Annotated in this window: 16 protein-coding genes; 8 read left to right on the forward strand and 8 right to left on the reverse strand. The window is 68.2% G+C overall.

What is annotated here, in order from left to right; all coding sequences use genetic code 11:
• The 5 genes from OG488_RS27695 to eccE all read right to left on the reverse strand — a co-directional run bounded on the left by OG488_RS27695 (position 1) and on the right by eccE (position 7,793).
• Entirely contained in the window at positions 1–1,875 is a 1,875-nt protein-coding gene (locus tag OG488_RS27695; protein WP_329233474.1) for an ABC transporter substrate-binding protein, read from the reverse strand.
• Between the two features lie 197 nt (positions 1,876–2,072).
• A complete protein-coding gene (locus OG488_RS27700; protein ID WP_329233477.1) occupies positions 2,073–5,096 on the reverse strand; it encodes an SCO5717 family growth-regulating ATPase in 3,024 nt (1,007 codons plus the stop codon).
• A 332-nt stretch (positions 5,097–5,428) separates the two neighbouring features.
• Positions 5,429–5,662 carry a DUF397 domain-containing protein gene (locus OG488_RS27705; protein WP_329233478.1) on the reverse strand — a complete coding sequence of 78 codons (234 nt, stop codon included), beginning with the start codon at positions 5,660–5,662 and terminating at the stop codon, positions 5,429–5,431.
• Positions 5,663–5,745: 83 nt separating this feature from the next.
• Positions 5,746–6,456, reverse strand: coding sequence for a hypothetical protein (locus tag OG488_RS27710; RefSeq protein WP_329233481.1), 711 nt, complete (start codon positions 6,454–6,456; stop codon positions 5,746–5,748).
• Positions 6,453–7,793, reverse strand: coding sequence for a type VII secretion protein EccE (eccE, locus tag OG488_RS27715; protein WP_329233482.1), 1,341 nt, complete (start codon positions 7,791–7,793; stop codon positions 6,453–6,455). Before eccE ends, OG488_RS27710 begins: the two co-directional genes overlap by 4 nt.
• A 183-nt stretch (positions 7,794–7,976) precedes the next feature.
• Between eccE and eccB the strand changes: the two genes are divergently transcribed.
• The 7 genes from eccB (at position 7,977) to OG488_RS27745 (ending at position 15,215) form a co-directional block, all read left to right on the forward strand.
• Positions 7,977–9,506, forward strand: a complete 1,530-nt coding sequence (eccB, locus tag OG488_RS27720; RefSeq protein WP_329233484.1) for a type VII secretion protein EccB — start codon at positions 7,977–7,979, stop codon at positions 9,504–9,506.
• 11 nt (positions 9,507–9,517) lie between these two features.
• Positions 9,518–10,777: a type VII secretion-associated serine protease mycosin gene (gene mycP / locus OG488_RS27725; RefSeq protein WP_329233486.1), complete on the forward strand. Its 1,260-nt coding sequence runs from the start codon at positions 9,518–9,520 to the stop codon at positions 10,775–10,777.
• Positions 10,778–10,951: 174 nt separating this feature from the next.
• Positions 10,952–11,404: a hypothetical protein gene (locus OG488_RS27730; protein WP_329233487.1), complete on the forward strand. Its 453-nt coding sequence runs from the start codon at positions 10,952–10,954 to the stop codon at positions 11,402–11,404.
• Positions 11,404–13,131: a hypothetical protein gene (locus OG488_RS39310; RefSeq protein ID WP_443074248.1), complete on the forward strand. Its 1,728-nt coding sequence runs from the start codon at positions 11,404–11,406 to the stop codon at positions 13,129–13,131. Before OG488_RS27730 ends, OG488_RS39310 begins: the two co-directional genes overlap by 1 nt.
• A 25-nt stretch (positions 13,132–13,156) precedes the next feature.
• Positions 13,157–14,413 (forward strand): S8 family serine peptidase, encoded by a 1,257-nt coding sequence (locus OG488_RS27735; RefSeq protein WP_329233488.1) that lies wholly within the window; start codon positions 13,157–13,159, stop codon positions 14,411–14,413.
• Between the two features lie 76 nt (positions 14,414–14,489).
• Entirely contained in the window at positions 14,490–14,843 is a 354-nt protein-coding gene (locus tag OG488_RS27740) for a WXG100 family type VII secretion target (protein ID WP_329233489.1), read from the forward strand.
• 72 nt (positions 14,844–14,915) lie between these two features.
• The gene (locus OG488_RS27745; RefSeq protein ID WP_329233491.1) at positions 14,916–15,215 is read left to right on the forward strand and encodes a WXG100 family type VII secretion target; all 300 of its coding nucleotides are present in this window, start codon (positions 14,916–14,918) and stop codon (positions 15,213–15,215) included.
• A gap of 179 nt (positions 15,216–15,394) precedes the next feature.
• Here the strand turns inward: OG488_RS27745 and OG488_RS27750 are convergent, their stop codons facing one another.
• A complete protein-coding gene (locus tag OG488_RS27750) occupies positions 15,395–15,892 on the reverse strand; it encodes a GNAT family N-acetyltransferase (protein WP_329233493.1) in 498 nt (165 codons plus the stop codon).
• Between the two features lie 161 nt (positions 15,893–16,053).
• On the opposite strand from OG488_RS27750, the gene OG488_RS27755 reads away from it, so the two are divergent.
• Positions 16,054–16,470: a hypothetical protein gene (locus OG488_RS27755; RefSeq protein WP_329233494.1), complete on the forward strand. Its 417-nt coding sequence runs from the start codon at positions 16,054–16,056 to the stop codon at positions 16,468–16,470.
• A gap of 155 nt (positions 16,471–16,625) precedes the next feature.
• Here OG488_RS27755 and OG488_RS27760 read toward each other — a convergent pair whose 3' ends face one another.
• Together OG488_RS27760 and OG488_RS27765 are read right to left on the reverse strand one after the other, a co-directional pair.
• Entirely contained in the window at positions 16,626–17,696 is a 1,071-nt protein-coding gene (locus OG488_RS27760; RefSeq protein WP_329233496.1) for a (+)-(1(10)E,4E,6S,7R)-germacradien-6-ol synthase, read from the reverse strand.
• Positions 17,697–19,049: 1,353 nt separating this feature from the next.
• A complete protein-coding gene (locus OG488_RS27765; protein WP_329233497.1) occupies positions 19,050–20,045 on the reverse strand; it encodes a hypothetical protein in 996 nt (331 codons plus the stop codon).
• Positions 20,046–20,057 lie beyond the last annotated feature (12 nt).

The raw sequence follows: 20,057 nt of genomic DNA on the forward strand, positions 1-20,057 counted from the left end.
CTATTCACGGTCTTCCGCGGTGGAACGACGACGCATGGCGAACAGCAGCCCGCCACCGGCGAGGACGACTACGGCGACACCGACACCGATGAGGACTCCGGTGGAGCTGCCGCTGTCGCCGGACGAACCGTCCGACGCACCGGCGGCCGGGACCGCCGACCACCAGCTCCAGTAGCCGTCCTGACCGAAGATGTTGCCCGCGTCCGAGGGCATGGTCGTGATGGACTCGATCTGGTCGGTGCGGTAGGCCTCGACGGCATTCGGGTACGCCATGACGTTCATGTACCCCGTGTCGTACAGCCGCGACTCCATCTGCTTCACGAGGTCGGCCCGTTTGGCGGGGTCGTACTCCGCCAACTGCTTCGAGTAGAGCTCGTCGTACTGCTTGTCGCAGATGAAGTTGTCCGTCGCCGCCGTCTCCTTGGCCTTGGCCGGGAGCGCGGCACAGGTGTGGATCGACATGACGAAGTCGGGGTCCGGGTTGACGGACCAGCCGTCGAAGGCGAGGTCGTACTCACCCGCGTACCAGGGGTCGGAGACGTTGTCGCGGCAGTCGACCTTCAGGCCGACACCCAGGTCGCCCCACCACTCCTGGAGGTACTTGCCGACAGCCTTGTCGTTGGGGTCCGTGGCGTGGCACAGGATGCGGAAGTCGAGCGGCTTGCCGTCCTTGCCGGCCCGCTTGCCGTCGCTGTTCTTCTTGTAGCCCGCCTCGTCGAGCAGGGCGCCCGCCTTCGCCGGGTCGTAGGCGAGCTTCTGCCCGGCCTCGGGCTTCCAGAAGTACGAGTCGTAGCGGGGCGGGATGTAGCCCTCGCCCTCTATGGCGTAGCCCTGGAAGACCTTGTCGATGATCGTCGTGCGGTCCACGGCCATGAACAGCGCCTGGCGGACCTTCTGGTCCTGCAGCGCCGCGTGCCCGTCGCCGAACTTCTTGCCGTCCTTGGTCTGCGCGCCCGGGTTGGTGGCCAGCGCGTAGAAGCGGCGGCCGGGGGCGTCGTTCACCTTGATGTTGGCGGCGGTCTTCAGCGACGCGGCCTGAGCGGGTGTCAGGCTCGGGCTGCCGGCGACGAAGGAGACTTCACCCTTTCGGAGGGCGGCGACGGCTGCGTCCTGGTCCTTGTAGTACCGGAAGACGAGCTCGTCGAACTTGGGCGCGCCGCGCCAGAAGTCCTTGTTCGCCTTGAGCTTCACATAGCTGTCGACCTTGTAGTCCGTCAGGATGAACGGCCCGTTCCCCACGATCGGGAACTTCGTGTCGTTGTTGAACTTGGAGAAGTCGCCGACCTTCTCCCAGACGTGCTTGGGCACGATGGGCACGTCCAGCGCCGTCATCGTCGCCTGAGGCTTCTTCAGCTCGATGACCAGCTTGTCCGGGCTGGGCGCGGTCACCTTCTTGAAGTTGGAGACGAAGCTGCCGTTCGAGGTCGCGGCCCCCTCGTCGGTCATCATCGTGTTGAAGGTCCACGCCGCGTCCTCGGCGGTGGCCTTCTCGCCGTCCGACCACTTCGAGTCGGTCCGGATGGTGTACGTCCACGTCAGCTTGTCCGGCGACGGCTCCCACGTGGTCGCGAGGCCGGGGATCGTGTGGCTGTCCTTGGCGTCGTAGTTGGTCAGGAAGTCGTACATCAGCCGGCTGATGCTCGTGGAGAGCAGCCGCTGGGCGAGGAACGGGCTCAGGGAGTCGACGCTCTGCGCGACCGCGACCGTGAGGGTCGACGAGCCGTCAGCCGCCTGCGCCTCCTGCGGGGCGGGGCCGATCGGGTTTCCGGGGACGACCGATCCGGCGGCCAGCGCCAGGGCGGCGGCTCCGGAGGCGAGAAGAATGCGCAGACGGCCGCGTGGGCGGGAGGAGCGTGGTGGAAATCTTGTGACCATGGACGTGGACCTCGCGTCAGGACTCGCACGGTGAAGGCGGGCAGATCTCTGGTTCGCCAGCTGGTGAAGCGAAGGTTTATCAGCGGCGGTCGAGTCGCGTCAACGGTCGGCCAAACCGCGTGTGGTCTGCGGGAATGCGATGAGGGCCCGCACCGTGCGAACGGTGCGAGCCCTCATTGGTTTAGACCTCTACTGCCTTACTGCTGAGGCGCCGACGGTGGCTGCGGGGGGTGCTGCTGCCAGCCCGCGGGCGGAACGGGGCCTTGCAGTTCGGGCTGCCCGGACTGATGTGCCTGGCCATCGTGCTGGGCGGGCGGCGGGGGCGGCCCGGCCGGAGCCCCGCCGGGCTGTCCCTGGGCGGGGGGCAGCTGCTGCCAGCCGTTGTTCTGCGCGCCCTGGCCGGGGTGCGGCGGGTATGCCTGCTGCTGCGGCGCGGCGGCCTGCTGGGCCGGGGGCTGCTGTCCCCCGTACGGCTGCTGCCCGCCATAGGGCTGCTGGGGTGTATACGGCTGCTGCGGCTGCCCCGGGTAGGGCTGTCCGGGGTACGGCTGTCCGGGTTGCGGCTGTCCCGGGTACGGCTGGCCCGGCTGCTGCTGCGGCGCGTACTGCTGCTGGCCGGGCACCTGCTGACCCGGCATCTGCTGACCCGGCATCGGCGGCGCGAACTGCGGGGGCGGGTTGCTGCCGTCCGCCGTCCACAACCCCTGCTGCTGCTGGGCCCGCTGGAAGTCCTCCGCGACGAGCGCGGAGAGGTTGAAGTAGGCCTCACGGGTCTTCGGGCGCATCATGTCGAGGTCGACCTCCGCGCCCGCCGACAGGTGTTCGTCGAACGGCACGACCACCACACCGCGGCACCGCGTCTCGAAGTGCTGCACGATGTCGTCGACCTTGATCATCTTTCCGGTCTCACGGACACCGGAGATGACGGTCAGGGACCGCTGCACGAGCTCCGCGTAGCCGTGCGCCGACAGCCAGTCCAGCGTGGTCGACGCGCTGGAGGCACCGTCGACGGACGGCGTCGAGATGATGATCAGCTGGTCCGCGAGGTCCAGCACACCGCGCATCGCGCTGTAGAGCAGGCCGGTGCCGGAGTCGGTGAGGATGATCGGGTACTGCTTGCCGAGGACGTCGATGGCCCGCCGGTAGTCCTCGTCGTTGAAGGCCGTGGAGACCGCGGGGTCCACGTCGTTGGCGAGGATCTCCAGGCCGGAGGGTGCCTGCGAGGTGAAGCGGCGGATGTCCATGTACGAGTTGAGGTACGGGATTGCGCCCACCAGGTCGCGGATGGTGGCCCCGGTCTCGCGGCGCACCCGTCGGCCGAGCGTGCCGGCGTCCGGGTTGGCGTCGATCGCCAGGATCTTGTCCTGCCGCTCGGTGGCCAGGGTCGATCCGAGCGCCGTGGTCGTCGTGGTCTTGCCGACGCCGCCCTTGAGGCTGATGACCGCGATCCGGTAGCAGGACAGCACCGGCGTGCGGATCAGGTCCAGCTTGCGCTGCCGCTCGATCTCCTCCTTCTTGCCACCCAGCTTGAAGCGGGACGCGGCGGAGGGGGTGCGGCTGCTCTTGGCCTTCTGCTTGCCCCGGACCAGCCGGTCCGACGACAGCTCCACCGCGGCCGTGTAGCCGAGCGGGGCGCCGGGGACGGAACGCTCGCGCTGGTCATGGGTGACCGGCGTCGGCCACGCGGACCCGGTGCGCGGGTCGACGGGCGGTGCCTGGGGTGCGGGCGGCTGGGGCTGGTAGGCCTCGGGCTGCTGCTGCTGCTGCTGCTGCTGCGGAGCGGGCAGGTTCGGTGTGCCCTGGGCCGGCTGCTGAGGGATCTGCGGGGGGAGCGGTGCTCCCTGCGCGGGGTAGTGCGGCGGCTGGGGAGCCTGCGGGGCCGGGAAGCCGTAACCGCCCTGAGGCTGTCCGCCCGGGGGCAGTGGAGGCGCACCCTGTACGGGCGGCTGCTGCTGGGGCTGCTGAGGGAACCCGTAGCCGCCCTGTTGCGGCGCCTGGGGGAAGCCGTAGCCGCCCTGCGGAGCCTGTGCGTCGGGTCGCACCGGCTGCTGGGGTGCCTGCGGCGACGGCTGTGCGGGCGGCGGCGTGGGTGCCTGCGGGAAGCCGGGGCCCCCCTGCGCGGCCTGCGGGAACCCGTAGCCGCTCTGTGCCCCGGCGGCCGGAGCGGCCGGCTGCTGCGCGGGCCACTGCGGCGCGGGCTGAGGCGCGTTCGGCTGCTGCGCGGCCGGCTGGAAGGCCGGGGGCAGCGGCGGAAGGGCGCCCTGTGCGGGGGGCGCGGGGGACCACGGCGCCGGTGCGTCCGAAGGCGCGGCGCTCCGGGGTGCCTCCTCCGGGGACCCGTCGGCGGTCGGTGCGCCCGCCGGCGGGGTGTCCTGGGGCGCCGCGCCGGACGCCGTGTCCATGGGCCCGCCGGCCTGGGGGGCGGTCCGCACGTCGACGGGCCAGTCGTCCACCTCGGGGGCGTCGGCTGCGGCACCCCCGGAGTCCTGTGCCGTGCCGGCCTCCGGGGCGTCGGTCTCGTCCGTCTCTGGCGCCTCGTCCGCCTCGTCCGCCTCGTCGGTCTGCGAGGTAGTGGCGGAATCCTCTGTGGAGGCCTTCGCGCCGACCGGACCGGCCTGCTCCTCGCCGTCGTCCCCGGACGGAGCGTCCGAAGACGAGGGCTCGGCGGAATCGCCGGAACCGGATGCCGCCGTCCCGGCCTTGTCCGCCTCCCGCTCGGCGATCTCCCGCTTCAGCGCGGCGGGGGAGAAACGCATGGTCGCGCCGCTCTCCACGTCCCCGCCACCGAACGGGCCGGACGTGCCGCTCACCGCGCCCGGCTCCTCGGAGGGCGCCGGAGGCGAAGCGGGCGCGGGGGCCGGAGGCGATGCGGGTGCCGGAGCGGGGGCCGGGGGCGCGGGCTCGAAGGAAGGCGGAGGCGGCTCCGCCGAGGCGGCCGGCGCGGTCTCCGACGGTGCGGCCGGCGTCGGCCGCCAGCCGGGCTCGAATCCGCCGGACGCCGGAAGCCCCGGCACGGGCAGAGGCGCCCCCTGCGGCGGCGGAGGCGGAGCCAGGTGCGACCCGGCGCCCCCCGACGTGTCACCCGGTGTGTTCTGTGTGTACCAGGCGGGAGGGGTGTAGTCGATGGTGAACTCACCCGTCATCTCGGCGGGATCCGCGTCGGACGACTCGTCGACGGGCGTGTTCCATCCCCCGCTGATCTCGTCCCGATCGCCGTTCACTTTGCCTCCTGGTGTGGTCGAGCACCCTTGTGCCGTGGTGGGTGGGGGCGACCGTTCCCGATGTCCGGTCCGCCCGGCTCTCCCCCTTGCGACGCGCAGTGCCTGCCCGCAGGTTCCTCTGCCGCGCCCCCACCCACCCTAATCGCCATGGGGCGCACTGCGGCAGGCTGTATCGCCCAGCGTCAACTGTCCCGTAGGTCACGTTCGGCCCCCGGGCGGAGCGAGTACGCCGGATCGTGGGGGACTGGGCCAAATGTCACCCACGGGGGGCGCGACCGGACACGGCGAGGGGGCGACCGTCCATGACAGCCGCCCCCGCGCCGTGCGGTCCGCTACTTCAGGTCGAACTCGCCGTCCCGCGCGCCCAGTACGAACGCGCGCCACTCGGCCTCCGTGTAGCGCAGCACCGTCTCCGGATCCAGCGACGAGCGCATGGCGACCGCGCCGTCCGGGAGATGGGCGATCTCGACCCGCTCCTCGACGTTCTCGGTACCGGGTGCGCTGAGCCACTCCACACCCGAGATGTCGAGAGCGTAGAGCTCTTCCTTTTCCTGCTGGGTGCCCATGGCACGTCCCTTCCGTCGAACTGTGTCGTCCACCCGCCATGATCCTGAAAATCGGCGCGTCCGGGGTGCGAACGAGGCAGGAATCAGTCCATCCGACGAGCTGTGCCCAGCAGTCCCGTCTCGACGTCCGTCGCGCTGGTCATCACCCAGTGGCGGTCGCGGCCGGCCACCCAGAGCGTGACACCGTCCGCCAGGGTCGGCAGCGCCTCGATCTCCGTCCGCGCGAGCCCCAGGATCCGTCCGGTCTGCTCCGCCTCGGCGGGTGACACCCGCTGGATGCCCACGAGCGTGGCCGAGCGCATCAACCTGGGCGCCACCGGGCTCAGATAGGGCAGCAGCGTCAGGACCGACTGCCACGGCGAGGACACCACCCGGCCGCGTGGCGGACGCATGCCGCAGTCGCGTACCACCACCACCGGGCTGCTGACGGTGGCCCCGGTCGGCGGAACCCTGCCCACGTCGTGGAGGGAGATGCACTCGAGGCCGGCGCCCGCAGCCTGCGCCAGGGTCGTCCACGCCTGGGTGCGTCCGGTCTCGACCGCCACCCTCGCACCGGTGGCGGCCGCGCGCAGCGCCAGCACCTGAGCGGTCCACAGGCCGCCGATCAGCAGGATGTCGTACGGCGCGGGCCGGTGGAACCCGATCATCTGCGGGCGGCCCTCGGCGTCGTCGCCGATGATCACGCCGTCGTCCCCCACGGGCAGCGAGAGCGCGCCCAGGTGATCCGCCGCCAGGGTGTGGCCCGCGTGACGGGGACCGAGCAGTCCCCGCCTCGGGACGAGTCGCCGTGTCACTGTGCGCCTCCCAGCGGGAGCGTGGCGAGGACCCCCGGCAGCTGTTCGCGGTCCAGCCGTACGAGGCCGACCTCCGCGTGCCGTGCGGCCTGCTCCAATGTCCTTCGTACTCCGACCAGTTCGGTGTCCGAGCCGCCGGTGATCCGTACGTGGCCGCGCACGGACACATGGCCCTGGTGCGTACCGCGTCGCACCGTCAGGCTGAACGTCGTCGCGTACGCCGGCACCGAGGTCAGCAGCGCGACGAGCCGCGGAAGCGGGGTCGCGCCCCTGCCCAGCTCGGGCCAGCGGTCCACCGCGTACGTGGTGTGCCAGCGGTCGTCGCAGCGCCAGACCCGCGCCGTCTCGGCCGTCCGACGCTGGGGCGCGGCGTCGGGGCGTCCGGCGCGGGCCGACAGGATCGGGTTGGCGCACGCGGACGTCGCCAGGGCGGAGTTCAGCTCGTCCTGGTCCAGCACCGCGGCCCGGAAACCCGCGCCGGTGATCCGGCTCGCCACATGGTCCGCGACCCGCACCAGACAGCGCTGAGCCCCTCCCATGCCGCCGCCGCGCGCCTCCACGGCCTCCCGGCACAGCTCCGGATCCAGCTTCACCGCCACCCAGGTCATCCGCAGCGCGGGTGCCCCGGTCCTGTCCTGCAGAGGACCGTACGAGAGCCGGGCGACCGACCGCTCCGGCAGGTGCGGCGCCGGAGCGGGCCGCACCTGCTGCACGAGCTGCGCGGACTCCAGCACGATGTCGTCCACCGCGAGCGCCTCACCCAGGAGGGACAGCGGAAGCGCCCGGGCGCCCATGGCCTGGCGCAGCGACTCACCGCTCGCCTCGACCCGCACCACCGCCGTCAGGAACGTGCCGTCCCCGACCATGCCGACCGTGCGGCGGGCGCCGTCCACGTAGATGTACGGAGCGAATCCCGGCACGCTCTCCGCCACGGGCGCCAGTTGGGGCTCCGTCTCCGGGGGCGGAGCCGCCGCGGTGTTCCTGCGGCGGCGGAGGGACGACACCGTGGACAGCCAGTCCTGCACGGCCCGGCCCCGTCGGCGTACCACCGCGAGGAGGATCAGCAGACAGGCGATGACACCGGCGGGGATCACCCAGGCGCCCCCCATCGCGGCGCCCACCACGGCGACTGCCAGGGCCGCCTCGACCAGCACCAGCCGGCGCAGCGCGGGACCGACGCGGCCGGTCCTGGAGATCGAGTGGAGAGTGGTCGCCGCGGGGGCGTCCGCCGACGGGCGGGGGGCTGTGCCGTCAGGCCCGTTGCTGCGTTGCCGTCGGGAAGGGCCGGGCGTTCGGTGGGCAGACCGCCTCGTGCGCTCCCCCGTCGCTGCACCCATCGCCGCGTTGCCCCCTCGTGTCCGTATTCATCGTTTTTTTCACGGGCGTTGATCGGGCGATCACCCTACCTGAGCGGTGAGAGCCAAGTGCCAACAGGCATAGTAGGGGTCCCGGTCGGCGGCGGCGGTCCACGGCGGGTGTGGGAACCTGGTCGCCCACTGGGGAGAAGGGGCAGCGCGCACATGGCATCACGGCGGGACGAACTCAATGCCTACACCTTCGCGAAGCGGAGGTTGGTCGCACAGTTCCTGCAGCCCCACCCGTCCGGCTCGGAGGAGGGGGCGCCACGCCCTCTTCGCGCGGTCGTGCCCGGAGTGATCGTCGGCGCGGTCGTCCTGGCGGTGTTCGGGGCCTGGGGGATGTTCAAGCCCGTCGCCCCGCAGAAGTGGGACACCCCGTACGAGAACGTCATCATCGCCAGCAAGTCCACCACGCGGTACGTGGTGTTGAAGACCGACGGCAAGACGCAGCTCCACCCGGTGCTCAACATGTCCAGCGCCAAGCTCCTCCTCGCCCCCGACAAGGGGACGGTCGTCAACGTCGACGAATCGGTCCTCGACAGCGGCAAGATCCCGCACGGGGCGACTCTCGGCATCCCGTACGCCCCGGACCGCCTGCCCGACAAGACCGAAGCCGGTTCCACGAAGCGCTGGGCCGTCTGCGAACGGCCCGGTGAGGGCGGCCGGGCCATCCAGAAGGCGGCCTTCGTCTTCGCGGAGCGCGAGCAGAAGAAGACCGACGGCACCGGCAAGCTGCGGGGCGGCGAGGTGGCGTACGTCGAGGGCCCGGGTCCGGAGCGGACCCGCTACCTCGTGGACGCCACGGGGAAGGCCTACCCGGTGAAGAACGACGAACTGCTGCTGCGCACCCTCGTCGACGAGGGCCGCGCCCAGCGGGTGTCCGCCGACTGGCTCGCCACGCTGCACATGGGGGACGCCGTCTCCTTCCCCTCCATCGACGGAACTCCCGGTACCGACGCGGGTGTTCCGGGCCAGCTGCAGCCAGGGGACAACAAGGTGGGCATGGTCCTCGCGGCCACCGCCGGCACCAGGACCCAGCAGTACGTGGTCCTGCCGGGCCGGGTCGCCCCGGTGTCCGACTTCGTCGCCAAACTCCTGCTCAACAGCCGTGCACTGGTCAACCTGAACCCGGACGGCAAGGTGAAGCACGTCAGCGCCGGAGCCTTCGAGCCCGGTGAGGCGTTCGGGCAGGAGTGGGACTGGCCCACGAGCGTGCCGGAGCCCGTCAACTCCGCGAGCACGACGAGCGGAAGCCGCAACACCGTCTGCAACGTCCTGCGCGACGTCGCGGACAAGGACGGCGCCACCACGCTCAGCACCTGGGTGGGCAAGAGCTTCCCCGCCACACTCCCCACCGGATCCAGCAGCGCCTACGTCACCCCCGGATCCGGGCAGCTCTTCCGGCAGTTCAAGGGATCCAGCCCGGAATCCGGTCCGCTCTTCCTGGTGACCGACACCGGCCTCCGCTATGCCATGCAGTCCAACGGCGACAGCGTGCAGGGCGACTCCGGCATCGGTGAGTCCGGCACGAAGGAGGAGCGGGAGCAGCGGCAGCAGGAGGCCCAGCAGGCGCAGAACCAGCTCGGGTACAAGGACGTCGCCCCCGCGGCCGTTCCGGCCGCCTGGTCCGCCTTCCTGCCGACGGGACCGCGCCTGTCGACCGGCGCCGCACGCCAGCCGCAGGGTTCGTGAGGAGCGACCACGTGACCACGCACTCCTCCTCCCCCTCTTCCTCCCGCCGGCGCCTGCTGACGGCCGGGGCCGCCACGGCCGTCCTCTTCGTCACCCTCCCGGCGCTGCCCGCGGCCGCCGAGGACTCCACCCAGTGCACCTTCCCCTCGAAGAAGTACGTGGGCCGCCCCTGGGCGCTGCAACGCGTACTGATGGACGAACTGTGGGAGGAGTCCACGGGCAAGGGCGTACGGGTGGCGGTCATCGACACGGGTGTCGACGTCAAGAACCCGCAGCTCACCAAGGCGGTGGACACCGGGAGCGGCCGCAACCTCCTGGACAGGAACCTCAAGGACGAGAACGGCAACAAGCTCGAGCGCGGCAAGGAGAACGGCACCACCGACGTGGTCGGCCACGGCACCAAGGTCGCCGGCATCATCGCCGCCCGCGAGGTGAAGGGCACCGGCTTCACCGGCCTGGCCCCCGACACGACGATCATCCCGATCCAGCAGAACGACGCCGAGGGCCACGGCACGGCCGAGTCCCTCGCCGCCGCCATCCGGTACGCCGCCGACCAGGCGGACGCGGACGTCATCAACATCTCGCAGGACACGGCCAACGCGGTCGAGCCCACGACACGTCTGCAGGAGGCGGTGAACGCCGCCCTGGCCAAGGAGATCGTGGTCGTCGCCTCGGCCGGCAACGACGGCCTGGGCGGAAACGTCAAGAAGACCTACCCGGCCTCCTACGACGGCGTCCTCGCCGTGGCCGCTTCCGACCGCAACAACGAACGGGCGGCCTTCTCCCAGTCCGGGGACTTCGTGGGTGTCGCCGCCCCCGGCGTCGACATGATCTCCACGGTTCCCGGCGGGGGACACTGCTCCGACAACGGCACCAGCTTCTCGGCCCCCTACGTCGCGGGAGTCGCGGCGCTCATCAAGGCCAAGCACAAGGACTGGACGCAGGAGCAAATCGTCGCGCAGATCGAGCAGACGGCGGAACGCTCGATCGCGGGCCATGACCACCTGGTCGGCTGGGGCGTCGTCGATCCGGTGCGCGCCCTGACCGAGGACGACAAGCCCATCGAGAAGCCGGTGGCGCACGAGGGCGTGAGCAAGGGCGAAGAGCCCATGCCCGCCGCGTTCCACCTGGGTGAGACCGCCGACGAACGCAACGCACGACTGGCGACCTACGTCGTGGTGGGCGGTGGCGTCCTGGTCGCCGCCATAGCGGGGGCGGCCGTGGCGGTGCGCGACAGGCGACGGCGGCAGGGACGACCGGGCGGTGCGTGACCCCGGGTGGCAGGACGCGTCAGGTCGTGTCAGGGAAGTCACGTGATGGACAAGACAGTTGGTCCTGTCAGTGCCATTGGCTAGAGTGATGTGATGGGGCCAGTGGTGTTCACGCGGGTGCGATAGCAACGCGAAACGGACTGTGCAAACGGGGAAACGGGGAAGGGCAGCGACGTGACCAAAGGCAAAGGGGATCTCCGTAAGGGCGTAGGCGCCCTGGAGAAGTTCCAGAAGAGCGTGAACACGCTGCTGGCGGAACTCGAGAGCTCACCGGCCGGCAAGTCGAAGGTCGCGGCGCAATCGGTGTCGCGTTCCTCCTTGAGCGGGCAGAACGCATGCTTCGCGGAAGCCGATGGGCTCTACACCCAGTACAACCGCGTCCACGAGTCGCTCGTCACGCTCTCCAAGTCCCTGGGTGACCAGATCGAGTACCTGAGCCTCGGTGTGCACGCGGCAGCGGTCGGCTTCGACAACGTGGACGACGACACGCGGCGGCGGTTCTACGAGATCCAGGCAGACCTGGACGAGCAGCGGGAGAAGGCACAGGCGGAGAAGAAGCCTGCGCCGGAGCAGCCGCGTTCCGACGATAAGACCGGCTCTGCCTACGACGACTTGGGTGACAGCTGATGAGCGGCGAGAAGCATCCGGAACTGACTCCTGCGGAACAGCAGAAGGAGGACAAGGAGCGCGTCCAGGGACAGTTGGTCGTTACGGACGTCACCCGCCAGATGCAGGGCGTCATGGAGGCGTTCGGCTTCGGGAGCTCCGGCTCCTCGGGGCGGACGTCCTTCGAGGGGCATGAGCTCAACGCGATGATCGACCTGATCGAGAACTCCAATCCGGAGCACCTCGAACAGGCGGGCCAGGCGCTCCTGAAGGCGAGGAGCTCTCTCAACGACGCCGCCAAGGAACTGGGCGGCTTCATCGAGGGGGTCGACTGGGAAGGTGAGTCCGGAACGGCTTTCCGGGACTGGGGCAGCGGTCTGGTCGCGCACGCCTACAAGCTGGGCGAGTTCGCGGAGACGGCCGGCACTCAGATCACGGTCGCGGGCACGGGCCTCGCCTCGGTGCGCAGCTCTCTGCCGCCCCGCGACACCCGCCTGGTCCGCAAGTCCCCGGACGACATCGAGACTCCGGCACAGATCGAGGGCAACCCGGAGTACGCCGCGGCGGTGAAGGTCGAGAAGGACCGCCAGGAGGCCATCAACCAGGCGAACCGGCTGGCGTCGTACTACGCGGTCTCGGAGGAGACACTGGCGGCCCAGGAGCCGCCGCGGTTCGAGAAGAAGCTTGATGTGGCGATGCCCAAGCCGGGGCGATACCGGTTGGGCGAAGACACCGGGGAATCATCGACGGGCTCCGACGGTCCATCTCGTGCGACAGCCCCAGGTGAGCCGGGCGGATCCACGAGTTCAGGCACGACAGGTCACCAGGCTTCCGTCGCGGCACCCAGGTCGGTTGAGCCTGTATTGGACGAGAGCATCTCCACGGAGATCAACAGTGTGGCAACACCAACGGCCCCGGTGACCACGTCGGGACCCTCTGCTCCAGCTCCCACGAGTCCTGTCGGTCCGGCCGGAGGCCCAAGTCTGACTCCTCCCATGGCAACCGGCTTCGTGAACCCCGTTACTGCTGGCTCAAAGGGTCTACAGGGCTCAATGGGCGCCCCCAGAGCCACTGGTCAGACAGCGGGCGGCGGGGCCCGAGCAACCGGCCCCACGGCTGGCAGTTCTTCGGCGAACGGCCGCTCCGGACCGCCAGTGGGACGCCCCTCGCCCATGAGTGGGGGCTCGACTTCGGGAGGGACCGGCCGGGCTGGTGGCGGCTCCCAGACCCCAACTGCCGGCCGGTCTGGTATCACCGGCGGCAGGCCCATGGCGGCAGGCCATGCAGGGGCTTCCGGAACGACCGGTCCGCGTGCTGGTCGAGCGAGCGGCATCGTTGGGGGCACCCCTCAGCGTGCCGCTCCGGGCACGACTGGCGGAGCCCGTGGCGTCCCGCGCGGCACAGTCGTCGGAGCCGGCGGAGCGGCCCGAACAGGCGGTCCTGCTGGCCCGGTCGGACAGAGGGGTGTCGTCGGCTCCGGTGGAACGAAGGGCGCGTCCCGGCCCGGTGGGCGAGGTACTCCCACGACCAATGGTGTTGTCGGTACACCTCGCGGCGGTGCGGGAGCCCGTGGCGGCGCCAAGGGCTTCACCACCGGTGGCGCAGGTCTCGTACGCGGCCCTGCAGGTCGCAAGGACTCCGGAGATCAAGACCAGGACGACGGTACGCCGCGCCCGGACTACCTGACGGAGGACCGCGAGACGTGGGAGGCCGGACGCCGTGGAGTCGCACCGCCGGTGATCGAGTAGGTACAGGGAAGGTTCGGAAGTCAGGATGACAGCAGGAATGAGCCAGACCCGTAAGCGTCGCATGCCGCTCAGAGTGCGAGGGCGCCTACTTGGCACGATGGCTGTGGCCGCTGCCTGGAGTGTGGGGTTCGCGGGGGTTGCGCCTTCCGCGTTTGCTGCGGATGTGCAGTCCAAGCAGTGGTACCTCAGCGCGATGCAGGCCGACAAGATGTGGAAAATTTCCACGGGCGAAGGCATCAAGGTCGCTGTCATTGACTCCGGGGTGAACTCGTCGACGGCTTCCTTGAAGGGGCAGGTCCTGAAGGGATTTGATGCGACAGGTGCCGAGGGTGACGAGTACGACGATTATCGCGGGCATGGCACCACCATGGCTGAGCTGATTGCTGGAACGGGCAACGGTGGAGGTCTGAAAGGTCTCGCACCGGGGGCAAAAATCATCCCGGTGAGAATTACTGATACGGAATTTCAGAACGAACATTCGGTGAATGCATACGACACGCGGGACGCGATCAAAGCTGCGGTTGACAGTGAAGCGCAGATCATCAGCATGTCGTTCGGTAGTGAGTTCCCAACCACCGAAGAACGAGAAGCAGTAAAATACGCGCAGAGTAAGGGGAAGTTGTTCTTCGCGGCTGTCGGAAATGAGGCCGAGGAGGGTAATGAGGCGAGCTACCCGGCGGCATACCCGGAAGTCGTCGGAGTTGGGGCGACTGACGCGCAGGCGAAGGTATCTGACACCTCCCAGCACGGTGACTTTGTGGACATTGCCGCGCCCGGTGATGATCTTCCATTCTGGTGTGACCAGAACTTTTCACGCTATTGCCAGGGCAATGGTGGGACCAGTTCCGCAACAGCTATCACCTCAGCCGCCGCTGCCCTGATCTGGTCCGCCCACCCGGAGTGGACAGCTAACCAGGTCCTCAACGTCCTCTTCGACACTGCTGGCCGTGACTGGGAGAAGGGCACGCTCAGCAACTACCTCGGTCACGGCATCATTCGCCCTGCCGTCAACATCCTGAAGGGCAAAGGCGAGCCGGGCGCTCCGGACATCAGCCCTCTCACCAAGGAGAAGACGTCCGGCTCCGCAGGCTCAGCCGCCCCATCTGCATCAGCCTCGTCACAGCCTGAGAAGAAGGAGAAGGCTGAGGACGCGGCCATGGCAGGCTCCAGCACTGAGAAGGACGACGACAGCCAACTCGGCCTGATCATCGGCGGAGTAGCGGCCGTGCTCGTGCTCGGCGGCGGCGCATTCGCGTTCGCCCGCAAGCGCCGCGCCGCCTGATCGCTCGTAGCTCCTCATATACGCCCCCGGCGGTCACGCCGGACTGAACAAGAGCACCAGGAAGGAAGCCAGCACCATGGCAGATCAGAAGCTTTCAGATGAAATGCTGCTCAAGCTCGAAGGCGAGCTCAGCAAGCGCTTCGACTCCGTGAAGGGCCAGCTCAAGACCCTCCAGGCAACGATCGACAGCCTGGAAGGCGCATGGAAGGGCGTCGGCGCCAACGCCTTCAACGCCAAGCAGGACAACATCAACCGGATGATGGGCAACATCGCCACCCGGCTGGTCAACTTCCAGGAAGCGATCAAGGCGGCCCGCACCATCTCGGGCAACACCGAGGACGAGATCAGGCAGGCCCTCCAGGGCGTCGATGTCGTCGGCGGTTACTCGACGGGCTCCGAAGCCAAGACGTCGGCCATCAACGCGCTCTGATCTCTTTCGTGCTCGTACGACGTACGACGTACGAGAACCGTCTCACCGAACTAGATTGAACTGGAGGACCGCATGCCTAGCAACGACGGCACGATGGTTGTCACTTATTCAAGCCTGGACCAGGCCGCCGGGGACATCGACCGGCAGAGCAGGCAGCTCCAAGAGGACCTGGCGGCGATCAAGCGCATGGTCGCCAACGTGTCCGAGCTCTGGGTGGGCGAGGCCAAGACGGCGTACGACGCCGCCCAGGCCGGCTGGGACCGCGACGCCACGGGGATCCACACCGCCCTGTCGGAGATCTCTCGCAAGGTGCGCGACGCCGGCACCGCCTACCAGGCCGGTGACAAGCGGGCCAGGGCCAACTTCGAGTAGGCACAGCGGAAGAACGAACACGGTCAGGGTGGGCACGCACGGGAGGTGCCCACCCTGACCTGTGTCATGAGGCGTCGCTGCTCCACGATGTACGGCGAGATACGACGACCTCGCGGTTGGCCAGAGGAGGCGAGAGACGCCCGTCCTTGTCTCGGCCACCGCCCAACGGCCGTGAACGCTCATACCGTGCGCTGCATGCACACCAGTTGAACCCGCTCATCCCATGACTGGGTGACGGCGAAGCCGAGTCGCTCGTACAAGGCGATGGCCCCGGTCCGCCACTCCCACACCGAGAGCCGGACGGTGGCGCCTTGTTCCGCAGCATGAGCGAGCGCGGAACCGAGCAAGGCGGACGCAATGCCTCGGCCACGGAACTCAGGGTCGGTCCAGAGCCTCTTGATCTCCGACTGCCCATCGGTCAGGGAGTTCACCACCAGACAGCCCACAGCGGTGTCCCCCAGAAGAGCCACCAGTACGACATCATCGGCGAATGCGGTCCGAGGGTCGGTGATCTCTGCCCGGTAGCGATCCGGCAGTTCGTCCACACAGGCGACCGGTTCGCCCTTCTCGGCCTCGGTCCGCAGATGGTAGGCCGCCAGCAGGGCGGCCAGGCCATCGTCGATCGCAGGGGTCCGGCCCGGCCAGCGGAGTACGGCAACCTCGCGGTGATCACTCATGACGCCAGCATCACACGGCGGGGAGGGCCTTCCGCGTGAGCCCCGGACATCCGCGTCGACAGACGCGCACCCCTCGCCCGAACCCGCTTCGCCACAGCCTGCCGAGGGCGAGGAATCGGTCGGCGCCTCCGTGGCGGACATCAGCTGGCTAGGCTCCGCTCATGACTGCTCAGTGGTACGTCCTCATAGAGGAGGACACCCGTGTGAGTCGACGAGCTGACGGCGTCGACCTGAAACTGCACCGCTGGACACTGGCGGCCAGTCACCCCATCAGTGGCACGGAGGAACAGGCCCGTGCAGCGGCCGAAGATGCGGCCCTGCACTACATGCCGGCTGTCCTGGCACGCCATGCCCGACCGGGGGAGTCCCCGGCCCGCCGTGCTTTCCTCACCTCCGACGGCGCCTGGCTGGTCCGGCTCCAACAACACCACCGCGAGTGCCACATACGCGTGACGACTGCCCGCCTGGTACACACGCAGGAGGAGAAGCAGGCCCCGCAGAAGTCCTTCAAGGAGAAGGTCAAACGCGCTCTGGATGGCCCCGAGCCTCCGGAGAACCCATGGGCGCCCAAAGGCTAGGGAATGGTCCGCGGTCGGCTCTCCATGGGGGATGTGCGGCCGGGGGGATGCCGCTTCCCGGGTACGGCAGTCCCTCGAAGGGTTCCCACACAGGCCGACAGGTCCAGCAGACGACCACACCGCTCGATCGGCCGCACACCTCCCTCCCGGAGGGCTCAGCTCTTCAACAGGGTCCACCACCAGGCGATGCTGGCGATGGGCAGAGGCTGGTCCGCCTCCCTCTCCTGGAACGGCGATGCGGCGCTGCCGGCAGGAAGGTCGGCGGGGTTCTCCGGATTGACGTAGCGGTTGGTGGTGAGCGACCAGTCGTAGTCGGCACGGATCCAGGAGTCGCAGTCAGTGATCCACCGGCTGAGTTCGGGGCCGGCGTCGCGCAGGATCTGGTCGCGGAGGCGGAGGTAGAGGGCCATGGCGCGGGTGTGCATCATGGCGGTCTCGTTCACCGCCTCATCGAGGGAGCACCCCCGTTCGTACGCGATCAGGTCGACGATGTTGCCGTACCCGTCCTGGCTGCGCTCGCGCTCCTTGTGGTACGAGACCAGATCATTGGACCACCCGATGATCGAGGCGAAGACCTCGACGAACCCGCGGACCTCGTGCCGCTCGTAGTCGGCTGCGGGGAGGTCGTACCCGTGGATGATCTCGCTGAGTGTCGAGAAGATCTTGACGCCCGAGGAGTCGAGCCGGACCGCCAGGTGGTCGGAGAGGCTCGGAACGCGTCCGTGCGCACTGTTGGCGGTCATCCAGATCTGGCCCTGGAGGTAGGCACGGAAGCTGGCTGCCCACCGGGCTGTCTGCACGGGGGACGTCAGCTCGTCGAGGCGCAGACGTAACTCGCTCAGAGCGGCGCTGTAGCTGTCGTCGACGACGGCGGCCCAGGGGACTTCGACGACGCGTTGCAGCTTGGTGATGATGAGCAGGGTGGCGTCCGGGGAGGCCGCGGACGGGCCCTCGTCGCAGAATTCGTCGTCGAACGCGAAGAGCCACATCAGGAAGTCCGAGGTCCACTGCAAGGCAGGGAGGCGCCCGGTGGGTGCGCCGCGGCCGGTTATCTCGCCCACCGCGATACGCGCCAGCCGTTCGCGCTGGGCCCGGTCGGAGTAGAGACCGAAGCGATCGAGCCAGGCAGCCGATGTTTCGTCGATCTCACGCCAACGCGGATGGATTCCCGACGGGAGCGGAACCCACAGCTGAGGGATCTTCGGCGCTGGAGCTGGGGACGTCATGTACCGCCCTTTCACATGTGCTTTTCAATGCCTCCGAGCCCCGGAAGTTAGCAAGGTGCACGAAGAACGGGTACGGCTGTTTCAAGCCGGGTTGGCCTGTCGGCGGCTGTCCTTTTCGGCCTCGGATCGGGCTCCGGATCCGTCATGGGCACCTGCGAGACAGTCGAAAACGGTTGATCATGCATGTGTCTGCGGCTGATCAGTCCCGGCACGCCGTTGGCCCGAAAGTGACTCTTGCGAGTTCGGGATTCACCAGTTCGGGGTGGAATATGCTCGTCCGGCTGGAGGACAGCAGCCGGCTGTCCCCTCCCGTCGGTGAAGACGGCGGCCTCACGGCGTTCTGCTTGTCCTTGCCGGAGACGAACCGATCCCGGTTCTTGCGACCCACGGCCGGGTGGCGGACACGATGGTGCATCCATGTTCCGCTAGTAGGGGCCGCACCTCGCCGACCACCCGTGTGTCGGTCGAACGGTCCACGCCGAATCAGCAGGCCGGCACGTCACGAGTAGCCCGTGGCGAAGGTGCACGAGGGTGGCCAGGAGCCGGTCGACGAAGATCGTGCGGAGCTTCGTACCGGTGCCCACCGTGCGCTTCCGCAGCCGGGACGCACGCCCGGCCCGGCGCCGGCCATGCCGCAACGGTCCAACCGCGACAACGAGTTCAGCGATCACAGCGACCGACAGGCCGGTGATTCTCCGGTCGCTGATGATCGCTGTGCGCGTCGCGTGCCCCACCGTGTGGCCATGATCGCTATTCAGCGCCCGACGCCCCCCGCTAACCGTGCACGAGGTCGTCAGCAGCCAACGTCCACGCCACTCTGTGGGGTGTCTCCGACGCCGTTCTCGGCGGCTCCGTCTTCGTACCCTCGCGAACTCCTCGTCGAAGCAGCCGGCTTGCCGAAGAAGCCAGCAACGCGAAGTGCCGTCCAGCTCTGTCATGGCCAGGCGGACCACTCTGGAGCCCGCCCGTCATCGCTCCGCTCCGCTTCGGTGGCTACGGCCACTGGAACACGGAGATGACGCATACTCCCGCTAGCACAAAAAGAAATACGCGCGCTGCGATAAAAGAAGAATGGGGTATTTCGGGTGCGGAGGGGTTGATTGACTCACGCCACCCGCGTACTCGGTCTGCCTTGAGGCAGCCCATGGTGACGAGTCCTGCAGCCACCACTATAAGGATCACGTTCAGTGCGATCAACGCCTGCCTCTTTCAGTATGCACAATGTGTGGGCCGCGCACCGATATGACTGACCGGCACCTGCTCTTGCGGTGTTCATATTTCTGGACGTAGCAACTGTGATGAACCACGATTGCGCGAACCTGGGACAGATGTCGAATTCCGACCTGGCACGATTCAACCCTTGGGAGGAAGAGTAAGGTTTTTGCAGCCGTGCCGGTCTGCTGAACGCTCGGCAAAGGTGCGGAGATCCGCGTACTCCTGCGCTGTAGGCGGCCTTTCGGAAAACCCTTCCCTCTCTCCTTCCTGTTCGGCAGCCGCAGTGAACTGGGCGTACTGCAAGCCCCCAGAGCATTGAGCTGTCCCCCAGAAGGTAGATTTGTTCTCTCCTCTCAGGTCGTCAGGGCCTTCTCCTTCGAAACCGCCGAAATCGGAACCCGCAAATTCTCCATACAGTGCCGACAGGCGCAGCCCGTCCTTGAGTATGCAGTATTCTACCGGTGCGGTACTTGCGGCCGTCTCCAAGACGGTGCGCTGCGATTCCACGCCTTCGCAGGTTCCTGTGGCCCGATCTGCTTCCTTGGCCTTGGTGACGGCGCGGTCAATTCTATTTACTGGCGTCCCCAATTCCGCCTTGCACGCGGTTTGTTCGGCAGTGCGTTCTGCGGCTGTGGTGATGATTTTAGCCAGCCTTTTATGAATTTCTGGTGCATATCCATTGACATTGCCCCATGCACCGGTGACCAGGATTCCCTTGCCCTGGCCTTCCCTCCAGCCCGGGCAATCGAGAACCACTGACCCGGAGAGCGCCTTTTCTGACGGCGCCAAAAACCCGGACCAGCTGTTGCCCAGCGGAATTGGCAGCACTTCCCCGCCGTGCGGAGAGACGTAGGTGGCGAATGGTTTGGAGTCTTCCATGGCCTCGATGGATACCCGGAATGCCCCGGGTTTGTTAATACTGCAGACAGTTCCCAGTTCACCCGTGTTGCGAAACTCATTCGTGTGAAGGCTGCCGAGTCTGCCCCCAGAGAAACCGTTGGCATTCGTGCCTGTAACCCTCAGCATTTCGTCAACAGGTAGCACGCCATCACAGAAATTTGCCAAGCGGACGGCAGGTGTACCTTCATGATGCCAAAGATATCCACCCGTCAGAAGAGCCAATAGCGCAACCACGATTACGCCGCG

It is taken from the genome of Streptomyces sp. NBC_01460, from assembly GCF_036227405.1.
GTDB lineage: Bacteria > Actinomycetota > Actinomycetes > Streptomycetales > Streptomycetaceae > Streptomyces.